This window comes from Aeromonas sp. R5-1 (genome assembly GCF_040908265.1).
GTDB lineage: Bacteria > Pseudomonadota > Gammaproteobacteria > Enterobacterales > Aeromonadaceae > Aeromonas > Aeromonas caviae.
On record NZ_JBFODJ010000110.1, the window covers coordinates 59,113 to 77,586 of the forward strand.

An 18,474-nucleotide genomic window follows, 5' to 3' on the forward strand; every position below is an offset into this window, starting at 1 on the left:
TCCTCGCCGGACGGGTTTTGGTGTCTTGCTCACATTCTGATGAAAAAGCGCCGAAAGGCCCTGCGTTCTCATGCAGGGCCCGTTCAACCGGACTCAATATTGGCCGCTGGTGATGGCCTCGTGGATGGCGCCGGTCAATACTCGCAGCGCGTCGGACGTGATGACGAAGGGGGGCATCAGGTAGATGAGCTTGCCAAAGGGACGGATCCAGGCGCCCAGCTCCACGAACTTGCGCTGGATGCGCGCCACGTCCACCCGCTCCTTCATCTCCACCACCCCGATGGCGCCGAGCACCCGCACATCCGCCACCGCCGGGTGCAAGGTCAGCTCCACCAGTTCGGTTTTGAGTTGGTGTTCGATGGCTTGCACCCGCGCCTGCCACGGGGAGGCGAGCAACAACTCGATGGAGGCGTTGGCTACCGCGCAGGCGAGCGGGTTGCCCATGAAGGTGGGGCCGTGCATGAAGACGCCCGCCTTGCCGTCACAGATGGTGTGGGCGACATGCTCGGTAGTGAGGGTGGCCGACAGCGTTAGGTAGCCGCCGGTGAGCGCTTTGCCCAGACACAGGATGTCGGGGCTGATCCCCGCCCAGTCGCAGGCAAAGAGCTGGCCGGTGCGGCCAAAGCCGGTGGCGATTTCATCTGCTATGAGCAGCACGCCGAACTCGTCGCACAGGGCGCGCACCCACTGCAGGTAGCGGGGGTGGTAGAAGCGCATGCCGCCTGCCCCCTGGACGATGGGTTCGAGCACGATGGCGGCAATTTCCTCGTGATGATCCGCCACCAGGGTGGCCAGCTCCACCACGCTCTGCTCGTCCCACTGGGCGTGGAAGCGGCAGCTTGGCGCTTCGACGAAATGGTGCTCGGGCAGGAAGCCCTGGTAGAGCTCGTGCATGCCGCCATCCGGGTCGCACACGCTCATGGCGCCGAAGGTGTCGCCGTGATAGCCGCCCCGAAGGGCAACGAATTTGGCGCGAGGCGTCCCTTTGGCATGCCAGTACTGCTGGGCCATCTTGAGGGCCACCTCCACCGCCACCGAGCCGGAATCCGCCAGAAAGACCCGATCCAGCCCCTTCGGGGTGATTTCCACCAGTTTGCGGCAGAGCTCGACCGCCGGGGCATGGGTCAGGCCGCCAAACATCACGTGGGACATCTTGCCGAGCTGGGCGGTGGCGGCCGCGTCGAGCTCAGGCACCTGGTAGCCGTGCACGCAGGCCCACCAGGAGCTCATGCCATCCACCAGCTCGCGCCCGTCCGTCAGGGTGAGGGTCACCCCTTTGGCGCTGGCCACTTCATAGCAGGGCAGGGGATGGGTGAGGGAGGTATAGGGGTGCCAGACGTGGTGCAGGTCGAATTCTTGGTTGGTCATTTTGCGTTCTATTGTCAATTGATTTGATCTGGTCGGTGTTGACAGTCTACGCGTGCTCTCTACACTAGCCAACAATTTCAGCCACTTGGCTTCGCGCACGCCCTGGCGTCGCGCTGTCCAGCTGGCGGGTCTTGCGGCGAACGCTCTCTTGAGCGCGGCGCAGGATCCCACCAATAACAACCGGAAGCCATGTATGAATGCTCTCACCGCGGGTGCCCACGCCCTTCGTCACGACTGGACCCTGTCCGAGGTTCAGGATCTCTTTGCCCTGCCATTCAACGATCTGCTGTTCCAGGCCCAGACGGTGCACCGCGCCCATTTCGACCCGAACGAGGTGCAGGTAAGCACCCTGCTCTCCATCAAGACCGGGGCCTGCCCGGAAGATTGCAAATATTGTCCCCAGAGCGCTCGCTACCACACCGGGCTCGAGACCGAGCGGCTGATGGAGGTGGAAAAAGTGCTGGAGCGGGCCCGGGAGGCCAAGGCCAACGGCTCGTCCCGCTTCTGCATGGGGGCGGCCTGGCGCAACCCGAAAGAGAAGGACATGCCCTACATCCTGCGCATGATTGAAGAGGTGCGCGGGCTCGGCATGGAGACCTGCATGACGCTCGGGATGCTGACCGCCGATCAGGCGGCGCGTCTCGGGGCGGCGGGGCTCGATTACTACAACCACAACCTCGACACCTCGCCGGAGTTCTACGGCGACATCATCACCACCCGCACCTATCAGGACAGGCTCGACACCCTGGAGCATGTGCGCGGTGCCGGCATGAAGGTCTGCTCCGGCGGCATCGTCGGCATGGGAGAGCAGGCGAAAGACCGTGCGGGCCTCCTGATGGCGCTGGCCAACCTGCCGCGCCACCCGGAGAGCGTGCCCATCAACATGCTGGTCAAGGTGAAGGGGACGCCCCTGGAGAACCAGGAGAACCTGGACCCGTTCGAATTTATCCGCACCATCGCCGTGGCGCGCATCATGATGCCGGCCTCCCACGTGCGCCTCTCCGCCGGGCGGGAGAAGATGAACGAGCAGATGCAGGCCATGTGCTTTATGGCCGGGGCCAACTCCATCTTCTACGGCTGCAAGCTGCTGACCACCCCCAATCCGGACGAGAACAGCGACATGCAGCTCTTCAAGCGCCTTGGCATTCGCCCCGCCCAGCGGGCCCAGAAGCCGGATCAGGTTCAAGAGGAGGAGCTGCTGGCCGAGGTGAACCGCCAGAGCGAGCCGAGCGAACTCTTCTACGATGCCACCCGTTCCCGCGAAGATGTCCTCCGTCCATGATGACGCCCGTTGTTACCGGCCCCTTTGCCCTGGGGGAGGCGCTGGCCGAGCGTGAACAGGCCACCCTGCTGCGCCGACGCACCCCGGTGGATGTGGCGAGCGGTGGGCGGATCCGGGTCGGGGGGCGCGATTACCTCAACGTCTCTGGCAACGACTACCTGGGCCTTGCGGGTCACCCCGCCATCAAGGCCGCCTTCACGGCGGGGGTGGCGCAATATGGCGCAGGGGCAGGCGCCTCGCCCCTGGTGACCGGTTACAGCCGCGCTCACCAGCAGCTGGAAGAGACGCTTGCCGACTGGCTCGGGGTGGAGGCGGTGCTGCTGTTCAACTGCGGCTTCTCCGCCAATCAGGCGGTGCTCAAGGCCCTGCTCGGCAAGGATCACCTGCTGTGGCAGGACAGGCTCAACCACGCCTCCCTGCAGGAGATGGGGAGCCAGCTCCCCTGCAAGATGAAGCGCTTTTGCCACAACGACATGGCGGCCCTTGAGCGGCTGCTTGAGCCAAACCGGGGCCTGATCGTCTCGGAAGGGGTCTTCAGCATGGACGGGGATCAGGCCCCCTGGGTTGAGCTGGCAACACTCGCATCCCGAAGCGGCAACTGGCTGATGATTGACGATGCCCACGGCCTGGGCGTGCTGGGTGCCGAGGGGCGCGGCACCCTGGTGGCCCAGGGGGTTGCTCCGGCCAGCGTGCACATCCAGATGGGGACCTTCGGCAAGGCGCTCGGGGTGGCCGGCGCCTTTGTGGGTGGCAGTCGCGAGCTGGTGGAGTACCTGGTCAATTTTGCCCGCCACTATGTCTACAGCACCCATATGCCCCCCGCCCAGGCGTGCGCCGTGCGCCAGAGCATTGAGTTGGTACGCGTAGCCGACGAGGCTCGTGCCCACCTGGCTCGCCTTGTCGCCCGGTTCCGGCAGGGGGCGCAGGCGCTCGGCTGGCGGCTTGGGGCAAGCGATACCCCCATCCAGCCGTTGCTGGTGGGGGAGAGCGTCGCTGCCCTGCAACTGGCCGAGCGCCTGCGGGAGTGCGGTGTCTGGGCCGGCGCCATCCGCCCGCCCACGGTGCCGGTCGGCACGGCGCGCCTTCGCATCACCCTGTGCGCTGCCCATGGCGAAGATGACGTGGATCGCCTGCTCGAGGCCCTGGGGCCCAGCCCATCCACTGACGAGAGAGGGGGCGCCCATGGTGCATGAGCGTTTCCAGTCGGTGGACAAGGCACAGCTCGCCCGCCGCTTCGGGGCGGCGGCCCGCCACTACGACGCCCACGCCCGCTTCCAGCAGGAGGTGGGGCAGTCGCTGCTGGCGCGCATGGACGAGGGGGGCGTGAAAGAGGTGCGCTCAGGGGCCGGGCTGGATCTGGGTTGCGGCACCGGTTTTTTCCTGCCTGCCCTGGCGCCGCGCTGCGAGACGCTGACCGGGCTGGATCTCGCGCCCGGCATGCTGGCCCAGGCGGCCCTTCGCGGCAGCGGAGCCCGCCTGGTGTGCGGCGACGCGGAGGGGCTGCCCTTTGCCGACCAGAGCCTGGACTGGGTCTTCTCCAGCCTGGCCCTGCAGTGGTGCGAGCGGCCGGCCCAGGCCTTTGCCGAGCTCAACCGGGTGCTCAAACCCGGTGGACAGGTCTTCTTCTCGACCCTGCTTTCGGGGTCACTGTGGCAACTGCGGGAGGCCTGGCGGGCCGTGGATGGTCGTGACCATGTCAATCGCTTCCTGACGTTGCCTCAGTTGCAGCAGGCGGCCCGTGACGGGGGCTTCGAGGCTCCGGTACTCTGCCCGCTGACCTGGTCCCTCGCCTACCCGGCGCTCAGCGGACTGCTGCGCGACCTCAAGGGGATAGGCGCGAGCCAGGTCAACGACGAGCGGTCTGCGGGCCTGGGTCATCGCCAGCGCCTGGTGCGACTGGGGGAGGCCTACGAGCGCCACCGTCAACCGGACGGCCTGCTGGCCGCCAGCTACGAGGTCTGCCTAGGGCGCCTGGTGCGGCGCTGACACAAAAAGACCCGGCGCACCCACCCCTTCAGCGGCAGGACGCGCGCCTGCCTTTCACCATGGATATCGGGGCGCCTCTGCGCCCCTGCACTGCATCGAGGAATCATCATGGGGACATCCTATTTCATCACGGGCACGGACACCGACGTGGGCAAAACCCTGGTGGCCCGCACCCTGTTGCTGGCGCTTGCCGCCAGAGGCATTCGCTGCGCCGGGTACAAACCGGTGTCGGCGGGCTGCACCCGCACCCCGGAGGGGCTTCGCAATCTGGATGCCTTGCTGTTGCAGCGGGCGGCCACGGTTGCGCTGCCCTACGAGCAGGTCAATCCCTATGCCTTCGAGCCGCCCATCGCCCCCCATATCGCCGCCCGTGAGCGGGGGGCGAGCATCCCCTTCGAGGGGCTGTCCGCCGGCTTGCGGGAGATTGAGGGAGCTGGGGCCGAACTCGTGATCGTCGAAGGGGCGGGGGGCTGGTTCCTGCCGCTGGATCATCAGCGTCTGCTCTCGGAGTGGGTCGCCCAGGAGCGGCTGCCGGTGATCCTGGTGGTGGGGGCCAGGCTGGGCTGTCTCAACCATGCCCTGCTCACCGTCAGCGCCATTCGCCAGCAGGGGTTGACCCTGGCGGGCTGGGTCATCAACCGGGTGGATCCGCACATGAGCCGCTACGAGGAGAACCTGGACACCTTGAAAGCCATGTTGCCGGCCCCATTTCTGGGGGAACTCCCCTTCGTGGACGCGGTGAATGAGGTGGATTTGCACCACTGTCTCGATGTGTCGCCCTTGCTCTGAGGCCAGACATTCAGCAAACATTCATCGAGTCTGTCTATTATCTGGGGCAAGTGTGGCATCGGTCGCCCCTGGGGCGCCCCGAACCATGCATCCATATCTCACAAGGAGTCAATATGAAGCGAATTATGCTATTCCTGGTGACCAACCTGGCCGTCATGCTGGTGCTGGGGGTGGTACTCAATATCCTGTTCTCGGTTCTGGGGATCAACAAGTCCAGCATTTCCGGTCTGTTGGTATTCTGCGCCGTGTTCGGTTTTGGGGGTTCCTTTATCTCCTTGCTGATGTCCAAGTGGATGGCCAAGCGCAGCTATGGCGTCCAGGTCATCGAGCAGCCCCGCAACGAGACCGAGCACTGGCTGGTGAGCACTGTTGCCCGTCAGGCCCGTGAAGCTGGCATCAAGATGCCGGAAGTGGGGATCTACGACTCCCCCGAGATGAACGCCTTTGCCACCGGCGCCCGCCGTGACGACTCCCTCGTCGCCGTCTCCTCCGGTCTGCTCTACAGCATGAGCCGCGACGAGGCGGAAGCCGTGCTGGCCCACGAGGTGAGCCACGTGGCCAACGGCGACATGGTGACCCTGACCCTGATCCAGGGGGTGGTGAACACCTTCGTGATGTTCTTCGCCCGCATCGTGGCCGGCGTCATCAGCAATTTCTTCAGCTCCAACAACGAGGAAGAGAGCAGCAGCACCGGCGGTTTCGCCTACATGATCACCGTGTTCGTGCTGGAGATGGTGTTCGGCGTGCTCGCCTCCATCATCGTCATGTGGTTCAGCCGTCAGCGCGAGTTCCGTGCCGACGCCGGTGCCGCCAAGCTGGCCGGCCGCGACAAGATGATTGCCGCGCTCCAGCGTCTCGCCCGCGGTGCCGAGCCGCAGATGGAGGGTTCCATGATGGCGTTCGGCATCAACGGCAAGCGCTCCATGAGCGAGCTGTTCATGAGCCACCCGCCCATCGAGCAGCGCATCGCCGCCCTGCGTGGCTGATAGCCAGTCATCTAAAGAAAACGGCTGCCCTCGGGCAGCCGTTTTGCATTCCGGGGACGGGGTTTTGTCCCCCGATCACCCTATTTGATCACCAGATCCGTCAGGGGCACGGCGCAGCAGGTGAGGATCTTGCCCTCGGCCCGCTCGGCGGCGCTGATGGCGGGGGCATCGGGGTGATCCACCTCGCCCGAGACCAGGGTCTGCTTGCAACTGCCGCAGATGCCGGCACGGCAGCTCCAGGGCAGCTCTACCCCCTGCTTGTTGGCCTGATCCAGCACGGTGCCCTGGTTATTGCCCGCAAACTCCCGCTCGCCGATACGCAGTTGCACCGCCTGATGGGTGCGGGCCACCGAGAGCAGGGCCCCGCCAAAGCTCTCCTGGCGGATGCGCCCGGCCGGTACGCCGAGGGCGGTCAGCCGGTTGGCTGCATCGGCCATAAAGCCGTGGGGGCCGCAGATAAACACTTCCCGCTGTTGCAACCCTTTGATCTGTTTGAGGTGAACATCGTCCAGCCGCCCCTTGAGCCCCTGCCAGTGCGTATCGGGCTGGCTCAGGATCAGGGTGAGGGTCATTCCCTGCTGCGCCATGGCGTGCAGCTCGCTGGCGGCAGGGATGTCTGCCTCGCTGCGACACAGGTGCATGAAGTGGACGTCATCGAGCTCCCCCCGTAGTGCCAGAGTGCGGGCAATGGAAAGCATGGGGGTGACACCGGATCCCGCCGAGAGCAGCAGCAGCCTGCGCTCGGTCCCTAAGTGAAACTCGCCGGCCGGGGGAGCGGCCAGCAGGTGATCGCCCACGCGCAGCTCATGGTGCAGCCAGGGGGAGAGGCGGCCATCGGCCAGCTTCTTGACGCTGATGCTGTAACGCTCGGGCCGCTCCGGCGTGGAGCTCAGGGTGTAGCGGCGTTGAACCCGTGTGTTTTTGATATCGAGGCTGATGGGCAGGTGCTGGCCAGGCAGGTAGTCGGGCAGGGGCTCGCCGTCGGCGGCCTCGAACCAGAAGGTTTCCAGATCCCGGGCCAGGGGTTCCCGGGCGACGCACACCAGCTCCCGTTTTTTCGGGGCCGCGTTGGGGTAGACCGGCGCCCGGGCCCGCTCCAACACCTCGATCTCGCTGCCCGCTTCAATCCACCCCTCGTTCAGGGCCACCAGATTCTGGCCGAAATAGACCTCACCATCTTCGCCACGGCGGTAGCGGGTGAGGGTAGCCAGCGGCTCTTTCAAGGCATTGAAGCGCTCCGTGCCTGCCTCCACCGTGGTCATGATGCAGCGGCTGCACGGCTTGTCCACCCGAAACTCCACCTCGCCGATGCGGATCCGCTTCCAGCCATCCTCCTCGAAGGGGCGGGTGCCGCTCGCCACCAGGTTGGTACGAAACTGGCTCATCTGGTGCAAGGCATCGGATCTCAGGTTGAGATCCTCAAGGGAAGCCTGGCTGATGAGCAGCAAGGGGTAGCCGTCTGCAAAGCTCACCCGGGTGCCGGTCTTCTCCCGAAAACGATCGGATGCCTCTCCGAGCCAGAGCAGGCGCACCGGCTCCCTCGCCACCCGGCTCAGCCACTCATCGGCGTCGGGCCCGGTGTGCAGGGCGGTAAAGCGATCCCCCCAGACACCGGTGTGCTGAGGGGCGCGACTGAACGCCGCCTCCATGAGGGCAAGGGGGGGCAGACCTGGATAGCGCAGTTGCAGCCCCCCCTCGACGGGGGTGGCCACCACCTGCTGCAACTGGGGATGGGTGCGGGCGGTGATAAAGGTGCCATCCGGTTTGACCACCATGTAGCGGCGATCCCCGGCAAGTCCCTCCTGGGTCACCCGGGCGCGCTCCAGCGGCATGCCTGCCGTCGATTTGATGGGGTAGAGATGTATGCTGGCGAGGGTCGGCATGTCCTGGTCCTTGTGCTGTGGCGATTCCTGTGAAGAGGGGAAGATAACGATTCCTGTCCCGGGCGGCAATCTTCTCCTTCTGCCCACGTCGAGGGCGGCGAGGGGGCTCGGGCGACAGGCCCGAATGGCTGCGGGGTGTGACGGGGATCCGGTTGTGAAGGGGGCGACCCATAAAGCGCAACATTTATTGATCCTGATCCACCATGTCGTACAAAAAACGGCCCATCATCGGGCCAGCTTCCAGTTTCTGACGCTTTCGCTTCTTCCCCCTCCGGCCACCGTCTGCCCAGGCAACACGGTATCAAGCGCATTCGGATGGGGCCTGTCACACAAAAAGAAGAAAGCAATGTATGAGCAAACAACTGGATATGACCCCACAGCCGGATCTCTCCCAGAAAACGGGAACAGGCCCGGTCCGCACCCGGCTGCCCGTCTGGCGGCCGGCCCTGCCACCTTGCAACCATGCCTGCCCGGCTGGCGAGAACATCCAGGCCTGGCTTGCCCTGGCCGAAGCGGGCCGCTTTGAGGCGGCCTGGCAACGACTGATCGAAGAAAATCCCCTGCCTGCAGTCCACGGGCGGGTCTGTTATCACCCCTGCGAAACGGCCTGCAACCGTGCCCAGGTGGATGATGCCGTCTCCATCCACGCCATCGAGCGCTTCCTCGGCGACGAAGCGCTGGCCAAAGGTTGGCAGCCTGCGCCCCCCGCACCCGCCAGCGGCAAGAAGGTGCTGGTCATTGGCGCCGGTCCCTCCGGCCTCTCCTGCGCCTGGCACCTCAACCGGCTCGGCCATCAGGTGGAGATCCGCGAAGCGGGCCCGCTCGCCGGCGGCATGCTGCGCTTCGGTATTCCCGCCTACCGCTTGCCCCGCGATGTGCTGGATCGGGAGGTGGCCCGCATCGTCGCTGCCGGGGTGACCCTGACTCTCAACCACAAGGTGGAAGACGTGCTCAAAGTGCGCGACGAGGGTGGTTTTGACGCCGTCTTCATGGCCATCGGCGCCCATCTGGCCAAGCGGGTCGATATTCCGGCCCGGGAGGCGGGCAAGATCCTCGATGCGGTGAGTTTCCTCGAGCAGGCCAGTCTGGCCGAAGAGAAAGGCTTTCCGCCACCCAAACTGGGGCGGCGGGTGGCCATCTACGGCGGTGGCAATACCGCCATGGACGCGGCTCGCACCGCTCGCCGTTTGGGCGTTGAAGAGGCGATGATCATCTATCGCCGCGACCGGGATCATATGCCGGCCCACGCCTTCGAAGCCGATGAGGCCGAGGAGGAGGGGATCAAGATCAACTGGCTGCGCACTATCCGCCAGCTCGACAGTACCAATATCGAAGTGGAGGTGATGGCACTGGATGCCGAGGGCAAGCCGGTGCCCACCGGCAAGTTTGAAACCCTCGAAGCGGACTCCCTCATTCTGGCGCTGGGCCAAGAGGTGGACTTGAGCGTGCTGGAGAGCATTCCCGGCGTGCGGGTCAACAAGGAGGGGGTTGTACAGGTGGCGGGCAACCTGATGACGGATGTGCCGGGCCTCTTTGCCGGTGGCGACATGGTGCCCTCCGAGCGCACTGTCACCATCGCCACCGGCCACGGCAAGAAGGCGGCGCGCCATATGGATGCCTGGCTGCGCGGTCGCCTCTATCACAAGCCGCTCTCCCATTTGCAGGCAGGGAAGCCGCTGGTGGGGCCGGAGCAGTTGCAGCTCTGGTTCCAGACCCACGCCCCGGCCAGCAGTCAGCCGGTCAAACCGGTGTGGGCGCGGGACGACTTTGGCGAGATCATCGGCGGGCTGGATGAGGTGGCCGCCCGCTACGAGGCGGCGCGCTGCTACTCCTGCGGCAACTGCTTCGAGTGCGACGGCTGCTACGGCAGCTGCCCAGAGCAGGCCATCGCCAAGCTGGGGCCGGGTCTGGGGTATCAGGTGGATGCCGAACTCTGCACCGGCTGCGGTGCCTGCCATGACCAGTGTCCCTGCCACGCCATCGAGCTGCGCCAACCGGAGGAGTCCCAATGAAACATGAATTGATCATGGTTGACGGCAACGAAGCCGCGGCCCGGGTGGCGTATCAGCTGAGCGAAGTGTGTGCCATCTACCCCATCACCCCGAGCTCGACCATGGCCGAACTGGCCGACGCCTGGGCCGCGGAGGGGCAGACCAACCTGTGGGGCAACATCCCCACGGTGGTGGAGATGCAGAGCGAAGGGGGGGCGGCCGGCACGGTACACGGCGCCCTGCAGGCAGGGGCGCTCGCCACCACCTTCACCGCCAGTCAGGGGCTGATGCTGATGCTGCCCAACATGTACAAGATCGCCGGTGAACTGACCTCGGCGGTGTTCCATGTGGCGGCCCGATCCTTGGCGGCGCAGGGGTTGTCGATTTTTGGCGACCATCAGGATGTGATGGCGGCGCGCAGCACCGGCTTTGCCATGCTCGCCTCCGGCTCGGTGCAGGAGGCGCAGGACCTGGCCTTGGTCGCCCACAGTGTCACCCTGCAGTGCCGGGTGCCTTTCATCCACTTCTTCGACGGCTTTCGCACCTCCCACGAGGTGAACAAGATCACCGCATTGCATAAAGATGAAATTCGGGCGCTGATCGACAACGACTGGGTACGCGCCCACCGTGCGCGGGCGCTCAACCCGGATCATCCGGTGATGCGTGGCACCGCCCAGAACCCGGACACCTATTTCCAGTCCCGCGAGAGCGTCAACCCCTTCTACGAGGCGGTACCGGCCCGGGTGCAGCAGTGCATGGAGAGCCTCGGCGAGCTGACCGGCCGCCACTACCAGCTGGTGGAGTACCACGGCGCGCTCGATGCCACCGATGTCATTGTGCTGATGGGCTCGGGAGCGGCCACCGCCCGCACCACCGTGGATTGGCTCAACCGGCAGGATCGCAAGACCGGGGTGCTGGTCATTCGCCTCTATCGTCCCTTCCCGGTGCAGGCACTGCTCGATGCGCTACCGCAGAGCGTGCGCCGCATGGCGGTGCTGGATCGCACCAAGGAGCCGGGCGCCGGCGGCGAGCCGCTGCTGCTGGATGTGCAGAGTGCCCTCATCGACGGCTTGCAGCGCGGCCTTATCAAGCGGCTGCCCTGGCTCAGTGGTGGTCGCTATGGCCTCTCTTCCAAAGAGTTCACCCCCGCCATGTGCGCGGCCGTGTTCGAGGAGCTGGCATCCGATGCGCCGCGCCCGCGCTTTACCGTGGGGATAGTGGATGATGTGTCGGGCCTCAGTCTGGCCTGGCACCCCATCGGCGATCTGGAGCCTGCCAGCCGGGTGCGGGCGCTCTTCTTCGGCCTCGGTGCCGACGGCACCGTGGGCGCCAACAAGAACAGCATCAAGATCATCGGCGAGCTGGAGGGGTTCCACGCTCAGGGCTACTTCGTCTACGACTCCAAGAAGTCGGGCTCGCGCACCGTCTCCCACCTGCGCTTTGGCCCCGAGCTCATAGACGCGCCCTGGCTTATCGAGCAGGCGAGCTTTATCGGCTGCCACCAGTGGGGCTTTGTGGAGTCGGTGGATCTGCTGGAGCACGCCGCCGAGGGGGCCACCCTGCTGCTTAACGCCCCTTATGAGGCTGACCGGGTCTGGGACCAGCTGCCCGAGCGGCTGCGCGCCCGCATCCGCGCCCTCAATATCCAGCTCTACTGCATCGACGGCGATCGGGTGGCCGAGCAAAACGGCATGGGCAATCGCATCAACACCATCATGCAGACCTGCTTCTTCGCCCTGGCCGGAGTGCTGCCGCGGGACGAAGCCATAGCCCTTATCAAGGAGAGCATCGAGAAGAGTTATGCCCGCAAGGGGCCCGAAGTGGTGGCGCGCAACTTCGCCGCGGTGGACGACACCCTGGCTCATCTCCATCAGGTGGTCATCCCGGCCGGTGAGGAGCAGATCAGCGACTATCCGCTGCCGCTGGCACCGGGGGGCAGCGAGTTTGTCCAGCGTGTCACCGGCGAGATGCTGGCGGGGCGCGGCGATCTGATCCCCGTCTCCATGCTGCCGGTGGATGGCACTTACCCCACCGCCACCAGCCGCTTCGAGAAGCGGGATATCGCCCGCGAGATCCCGATCTGGCATTCGGATATCTGCATCCAGTGCGGCAACTGCGTCTTTGTCTGCCCCCATGGGGCGCTGCGGGCCAAGTTCTACCATCAGGACTGGCTGGCGACCGCCCCCGAGGTGGCCCAGTCGGTGCCCGTCACCGCCAAGGGTTTCCCCGACAGCCGCTACACCTTGCAACTCTATCCGGAGGATTGCACCGGCTGCGGCCAGTGCGTGCAGGCCTGTCCGGTGCGGGCTGGGGCTGATGAGGAACACGAGGGCGAGCGCGCCATCGCCATGATGGACAAGGCCCCCCATCTGGCTGGCCAGAAACAGGCGCTGCGCTGGTTCGAGAGCCTGCCGTGGCCGGCCCGCGAGCGGGTGGATTTTTCCACGGTGCGCGGCACCCAGTTCCTCGAACCCCTGTTCGAGTTCTCCGGCGCCTGCGCTGGCTGTGGCGAGACCCCTTACCTCAAGCTGCTGACCCAGCTGTTTGGTGACCGCATGCTGGTGGCCAACTCCACCGGTTGCTCCTCCATCTATGGCGGCAACCTGCCGACCACCCCCTGGGCCAAGAACGCGGAAGGGAAGGGACCGGCCTGGTCGAACTCCCTGTTCGAGGACAACGCCGAGTTTGGCTTTGGTTTTCGTCTCACCGCCGATCAGCATCACGGTCAGGCGGTGGCGGCCCTCGAAGCGATGAAGGGGGAGCTGGGCGCAGAGCTGGTCGATACCTTGATCAGCGCTCCGCAGCGGCTGGAGTCGGAGATCCGTGCCCAGCGCACCCGGGTGGCGCAAGTGCGGGAACGGTTGGAGGAGGTGAAATCCGGCAAGGCCCGCGAGCTGCTCTCGCTTATCGATCAGCTGGTGCGCCGCTCGGTCTGGATCATCGGCGGCGACGGCTGGGCCTATGACATCGGCTCGGCGGGACTCGATCATGTGCTTGCCTCCGGGCGCGATGTGAACGTGCTGGTGATGGATACCGAGGTCTACTCCAACACCGGCGGCCAGATGTCGAAATCGACCCCGCTCGGTGCCGTCGCCAAATTCGCTGCGGGAGGCAAGACGCTGGCCAAGAAGGATGTGGCGTTGCAGGCCATCTCCTACGGCAACGTCTATGTTGCCCGCATCGCCTTTGGGGCCAATCCGCAGCAGGCGCTGCAGGCCTTGCGTGAGGCCGAAGCCTATCCGGGCCCGTCGCTCATCATCGCCTACAGCCATTGTATCGCCCACGGCATCGACATGGAGCAGGGATTGGCCCAACAGAAGCGTGCGGTCGATTCGGGCCACTGGCCGCTGATGCGCTACAACCCGGTATTGCGCAGTGCGGGGCAGAACCCCTTCAGCCTCGACAGCCTGCGCCCCTCCATCCCCCTTGCCGAATACCGGCAGCAGGAGACCCGTTATCGGGTGCTGGCCCAGAGCCACCCACAGGAGGCCGAGCGGCTGATGCAGGTGGCGCAACAAGTGGCGTGGCAGAAGTGGGCCACCTACGAGGAGATGGCCACCCGCGAAGCCAGCCATTTCCATCCGCCGGTGTGATCATGGGGTGAAACAGGTATGAGAAAGCGGGCCATTGGCCCGCTTCGTTTTCCGGTGCCAAGGGAAGTGGCCGTTGCCGCGTCTTGGGACGGCCAACAAAAAGCCCGGCGTCGGGCCGGGCTGGCAGGATAAGTTGCTTATCCAGGTATTCGTCGAGGCGTCTAGTGTGGATGTTGTTTGAGGATGTCGTATATCTCCTCTTTCAGTTTAAGTTTCTGTTTTTTCAGATCCTTCACCTCGGAGCTGTAGTCGCTGGCGTGGTGTTTCTCCAGCTTTCTGATCTCCGCATCCAGGTCGTTGTGCAAGTCAAACTTCTTCTGGAAATGGACATCACTGCTCTTCAGTTTCGAGATGAGATCTCTGTACTCCGGAAACATGTAATGAAGCCTCCTTGTTGTCGTTTGATTGTGCCTGCAAGACCAAAGTACCCCTTACTGCCGGGGAGAAACGTGATCCCGATCCAATTCGGGGCCACGGATTTGTTGCATGGGAAGGGCGATTTTTAACTGTTTGAATTACAAGATGATTGCCTGCTGGCCCTGGGGCAGCAGAGGAAAGAAGCGGGATCCGCTTCACATTCGGGAGAGGGGGTCTGTAACGGGACGGGCAACAGAAAGGGGCGCGAGGCCCCTGACTGGAAACGGGTGAGCCGTTTACTCTTTTTTCTTTTTCTTCTCGGGCAGGGGCTTGCCGTCTCTGGCAATCACCTTGCCCGCCTCGAAACCGATCTGCGCCGCCAGCTCTTCCAGATCCGGCGCCTTGGCCTCGTTGCCGATGGCGTACTGGTAGTTGGCGATGGAGATCTTCTCCGCCACCGGTGTGCCCGGCACGATGGGTTCGCGCCAGCCCTGACCGATGTGGGCCACCAGGGTGCCGTTCATGATGAGCTCGCCGACGATCTCCTGGGTGGGGATGCCCTTGCCGTAGGTGAGGCCCTGCGGGTGCTTCTTGCCGACCAGGGGCTCTTGGCTTGCGGGCATCAGCTTGGTGCGGATCAGCCACTTGGGCGATTTGGTCTTGCCCACCGCCTTGCCGGTCTGGTACTCGTTGATCTTGATGGTCTTGATCATCTGGGCCGTGAACTCCTTGGTCAGGGCCTTCTGGGCTTCGCTGGTCTCGTCGATGACGATGGGGGCCACATACCAGGTCTGGGGAGCCTGCGCCTTGGGGGTCGCCGGGGCGGTTTGCGCCATGGCGAGCGGGCTGAGCAGGATGGCCGTCAACAAGAGTCCGATTTTCTTCATGGTGATTCCGCTTATGTTTCGACAAGAATTTTGTTTTGCCAGCGACGACTGCGCCAGCGCCAGAACATGGCCAGACCGCGCACCCACTCGTCGCAGGCGAGGGCCAGCCAGATGCCTACCAGGCCATAGCCCTGCATGATACCAAGGAAATAGGCCAGGGGAACGGCAATGCCCCACATGGAGACGAGCGCCATGTAGAGCGGGAAACGGGCATCCCCGGTGGCGCGCAGGGCGTTGATCACCACCAGATTGAAGGTGCGACCGGGTTCGAGGATGAGGCTGATGAGGAAGAGCTGCGCCACCTGGGTGATGATGTCGGCGTCGTCGGTGAACAGGCTGATGATGGCGCGGCCGTTGAGGGCGGCGGCGATGGCGATGGCGGCGGTGACGATGAGGCCGAGTTTCAGGCTCTTCATCAGTTGGCGATAGGCTTGATCGAAGCGTCGGGCCCCCGCCAGGTGGCCGATGATGATCTCGTTGCCAAGGCCGATGGAGAGGCCGAACAGCAGGATGAACAGGCAGATCTGGAAGAAGTAGGACTGGGTCGCCAGCGCCTTGTCACCGAGCAGGCCGACGAAGGCGGTCACCACCATGAACTGCAGCATCCAGGAGAGGTTCTCCCCCGCCGCCGGCAGACCGATGTGCAGCACCTTGTCCAGCATGGCGCGGCTTGGGCGGACGATCTCGGGCAGACGCAGCCGGATGCCGGTCTTGCGCGCCACCAGCCACACCAGCAGCACCACCCCGACGATGCGCCCCGCCACCGTGCTGATGGCGACCCCGGCGACCCCGAGTTGGGGCAGGCCGAACCAGCCGTAGAGCAGCAGCAGGTTGCCGACGAAGGTGATGAGGTTGACGATGAGGGTCACGTACATGGCCTGGCGGGTGTGTCCGTGGGCACGCAGGGTGGCGGCCAGACAGAGGGCCGCCGCCTCCGGCAGCAGGCAAAGCCCGATGATCTGCAGGTAGAGGCTGCCGTCGCTCATCAGGTGGGCAGGCAGGTTCATCAGCGCCAGCATAGTGCCGGCCCCCGCCATGACGCCGACCGCGGCCACCAGTCCCACCAGCAGGTTGAAGCCGATGGCGGTGTGGATGACGACGCGGGCTTTTTCCTTGTCTCCCGCCCCCAGATACTGGGTGATCACCACGCTGGTGCCGATGCTGACGAAGCTGAACAGGGTGATGGCGAGATCGAAGACCTGGTTGCCCACCGCGAGGGCCGCCACCCCCTGATAGGAGACGTGGCCCACCATGAAGGTGTTGAGGGCCCCGGTCAGAAAGTGAAGGGCCAGATCGATGAACAGTGGCCAGGTCAGGGCGAAGAGGGAGCCCGGGCCCGCGTGGGATTGAGTCTGCATGGGATATCCAGGTGCTGGCGATGGCCCTCGTCAGGGCCAACTGGAGGGGCATTTAACACCAAGCGGGGGCGGGGTGCAATCCTGGTCGCAGGAGGAGGGGGCCTGCGACCAGGGGATGTCTCTCAGACCGGCGTGGCGCCGGCCTCCTGCTCGCTGGGGCGGGTGAGGCGCGCCGAGTCGGGCAGGTCGTCATCGTGCGGCCAGCGGGTGAGCAGGGCATCCGTGGTGCTCTCCACCCCCTCGTCGTCCCGGAACACCGGCTCCCGGTAGCAGCGGGTCATGCGCAGGGCCTGGTACATGTCGGGGCAGAGGATGATGCCATCCTCGCCGACCCGGATCCCCGCCTGTTTGAACCACTGGCTCATCTGGCCGTGCCGACCGGCCATTACCATGTGGATGCCGCGCCGCTTGAGCTCCTTGTGCAGCTCTCCCACCATGCTCATGACGCTGATGTCCTGATGGGTGAAGCAGGCCACCGCATCCACCACCAGGCACCTGGGATTGTGGGGATCCTGCACCAGGAGCGCCAGCACCCGCCGCTTGAAGTAGGGGGCGTTGAAGTAGGTGAGCGGGGAGTTGAAGCGGTAGACCAGGATGCCGGGAATCGCCTTGGCCTGCTCGTTGTCTCCCAGGGTGCGCACCACGCCCTCGTCGTCCATGCCGAGCAGCTGGTCGGTGGGGCGCATCACGTTGCGCAGGAACTGGAACAGCCCCAGCAGCACCGCGAGGGTGATGCCCGGAATGACCCCCATGGTGAGCACGCTGACAAAGGTCACCAGGGCGAGCCAGAAGGCGGCGCGGTCCGAGTCGCGCAGAGCCCAGAGGCCGCGAAAATCCGTGAGCGACAGGGAGGCCATCACCAGCACCACCCCGAGGGCGGCGGTGGGAATGTATTGCAGCGGCGCCGTCAGGTAGAAGGTGACCAGGGCGATGACGGCGGCGGCGATGATGGAGACCAACTGGCTTTTGCCGCCGTTGGCGTCGTTCACCGCGGTGCGCGAATCCGCCCCGCTGATGGCAAACCCCTGGGAGGCGGCGGCGGCCAGGTTCGCCATGCCCAGCGCCCTAAACTCCTTGTCCGCATCAATCTCGTAGCCATTCTTGGCGGCAAAGCTGCGGGCGGTGAGCATCATGGAGACGAAGCTCACCATGGCAAGGTTGAGGGCGGGCAGCACCAGCTCACGGATAAGCCCGGGGGGAAAGTCCGGCATCTGGAAGGCGGGCAGCCCCGAGCCGATGGTCCCCAGGGTGGCGATGTCGACGCGGCCGAGATTGAACAGCCACACCAGGGCCGCCGTCACCACCATGGCCACCATGGAGGAGGGCCAGGCCGGTCTGTAGCGCTTGGCCAGCAGCAAGGTGAGCAGAGCGGTCAGGCTCATGGCCAGGGTGGGCAGATGGGTCTGGGTAATGTAGCTGGTGCCGTTCAGGATCCGCTCTATCAGGTAGCGCTCGCTGAAGGTGAAGCCGAAGATCTTGGAGAGTTGGCCCACCATGATGGTGATGGCCACCCCGTTGAGCAGCCCCATCAGGATGGGGCGGGAGAGAAAGTCTGCCAGCACCCCCAGCTTGAAGCGGCTGGCGATGAGGCACCAGAAGCCGGTCATGGCGGTCATGGTCATCACCAGTTGCCAGTGACGGGTGGGATCCCCGGCGGCGAGCGGCGTTACCACGGCGGCGATCACCGCGCAGGTGGCGGCATCCGGACCGACGATGAGCTGACGGGAGGTGCCAAAGAGGGCATACACCACCATGGGCAGGATGCAGGAGTAGAGGCCGACGATGGCACCCACCCCGGCGAGCTCCGAATAGGCGATGGCCACGGGCAGGGCCACGGCCGCGACCGAGAGGCCAGCGCGAAGATCCGGCATCAGCCAGGCCCGCTGGTATTGCAGCAAGGCGGCGAGCCCCGGCAGCCAGCGCTCGAGAGAGAAGAAGTCGCGCATTATTTAACCCATTGAGTTACAAACATCTTTTTCTTAGTGTGCCCAAGG

Annotated in this window: 13 protein-coding genes; 7 read left to right on the forward strand and 6 right to left on the reverse strand. The window is 65.0% G+C overall.

The window, feature by feature from the left end; all coding sequences use genetic code 11:
• Positions 1 to 93: 93 nt before the first annotated feature.
• Positions 94 to 1,368 carry an adenosylmethionine--8-amino-7-oxononanoate transaminase gene (bioA, locus tag AB5Y64_RS15735; RefSeq protein WP_279976361.1) on the reverse strand — a complete coding sequence of 425 codons (1,275 nt, stop codon included), beginning with the start codon at positions 1,366 to 1,368 and terminating at the stop codon, positions 94 to 96.
• A 193-nt stretch (positions 1,369 to 1,561) separates the two neighbouring features.
• Here bioA and bioB point away from each other — a divergent pair, with 193 nt between their 5' ends.
• The 5 genes from bioB to htpX all read left to right on the forward strand — a co-directional run bounded on the left by bioB (position 1,562) and on the right by htpX (position 6,411).
• Entirely contained in the window at positions 1,562 to 2,650 is a 1,089-nt protein-coding gene (gene bioB, locus AB5Y64_RS15740) for a biotin synthase BioB (protein WP_201872009.1), read from the forward strand.
• Complete coding sequence (gene bioF, locus AB5Y64_RS15745; RefSeq protein WP_368204206.1) at positions 2,647 to 3,843, forward strand: 8-amino-7-oxononanoate synthase; 1,197 nt, start codon at positions 2,647 to 2,649, stop codon at positions 3,841 to 3,843. Before bioB ends, bioF begins: the two co-directional genes overlap by 4 nt.
• Entirely contained in the window at positions 3,833 to 4,636 is an 804-nt protein-coding gene (gene bioC, locus AB5Y64_RS15750; protein ID WP_128342944.1) for a malonyl-ACP O-methyltransferase BioC, read from the forward strand. Before bioF ends, bioC begins: the two co-directional genes overlap by 11 nt.
• Before the next feature lie 108 nt (positions 4,637 to 4,744).
• Positions 4,745 to 5,425 carry a dethiobiotin synthase gene (gene bioD, locus AB5Y64_RS15755; protein WP_103243453.1) on the forward strand — a complete coding sequence of 227 codons (681 nt, stop codon included), beginning with the start codon at positions 4,745 to 4,747 and terminating at the stop codon, positions 5,423 to 5,425.
• Positions 5,426 to 5,538: 113 nt separating this feature from the next.
• Positions 5,539 to 6,411, forward strand: coding sequence for a protease HtpX (htpX, locus tag AB5Y64_RS15760; protein ID WP_010674070.1), 873 nt, complete (start codon positions 5,539 to 5,541; stop codon positions 6,409 to 6,411).
• Between the two features lie 80 nt (positions 6,412 to 6,491).
• Here the strand turns inward: htpX and AB5Y64_RS15765 are convergent, their stop codons facing one another.
• Positions 6,492 to 8,294: an MOSC N-terminal beta barrel domain-containing protein gene (locus AB5Y64_RS15765; RefSeq protein ID WP_227263514.1), complete on the reverse strand. Its 1,803-nt coding sequence runs from the start codon at positions 8,292 to 8,294 to the stop codon at positions 6,492 to 6,494.
• 350 nt (positions 8,295 to 8,644) lie between these two features.
• Between AB5Y64_RS15765 and AB5Y64_RS15770 the strand changes: the two genes are divergently transcribed.
• Positions 8,645 to 10,306 carry an NAD(P)-binding protein gene (locus AB5Y64_RS15770; protein ID WP_227263515.1) on the forward strand — a complete coding sequence of 554 codons (1,662 nt, stop codon included), beginning with the start codon at positions 8,645 to 8,647 and terminating at the stop codon, positions 10,304 to 10,306.
• A complete protein-coding gene (nifJ, locus tag AB5Y64_RS15775) occupies positions 10,303 to 13,878 on the forward strand; it encodes a pyruvate:ferredoxin (flavodoxin) oxidoreductase (RefSeq protein WP_368204208.1) in 3,576 nt (1,191 codons plus the stop codon). Before AB5Y64_RS15770 ends, nifJ begins: the two co-directional genes overlap by 4 nt.
• A 161-nt stretch (positions 13,879 to 14,039) precedes the next feature.
• Here the strand turns inward: nifJ and AB5Y64_RS15780 are convergent, their stop codons facing one another.
• The 4 genes from AB5Y64_RS15780 to AB5Y64_RS15795 all read right to left on the reverse strand — a co-directional run bounded on the left by AB5Y64_RS15780 (position 14,040) and on the right by AB5Y64_RS15795 (position 18,426).
• Entirely contained in the window at positions 14,040 to 14,255 is a 216-nt protein-coding gene (locus tag AB5Y64_RS15780) for a YdcH family protein (protein ID WP_005313020.1), read from the reverse strand.
• 276 nt (positions 14,256 to 14,531) lie between these two features.
• Positions 14,532 to 15,122 (reverse strand): hypothetical protein, encoded by a 591-nt coding sequence (locus tag AB5Y64_RS15785; RefSeq protein ID WP_039039859.1) that lies wholly within the window; start codon positions 15,120 to 15,122, stop codon positions 14,532 to 14,534.
• An 11-nt stretch (positions 15,123 to 15,133) separates the two neighbouring features.
• Positions 15,134 to 16,480 (reverse strand): MATE family efflux transporter, encoded by a 1,347-nt coding sequence (locus AB5Y64_RS15790; protein WP_010674075.1) that lies wholly within the window; start codon positions 16,478 to 16,480, stop codon positions 15,134 to 15,136.
• Positions 16,481 to 16,602: 122 nt separating this feature from the next.
• Positions 16,603 to 18,426: a SulP family inorganic anion transporter gene (locus tag AB5Y64_RS15795; RefSeq protein ID WP_039039857.1), complete on the reverse strand. Its 1,824-nt coding sequence runs from the start codon at positions 18,424 to 18,426 to the stop codon at positions 16,603 to 16,605.
• Positions 18,427 to 18,474: the final 48 nt, after the last annotated feature.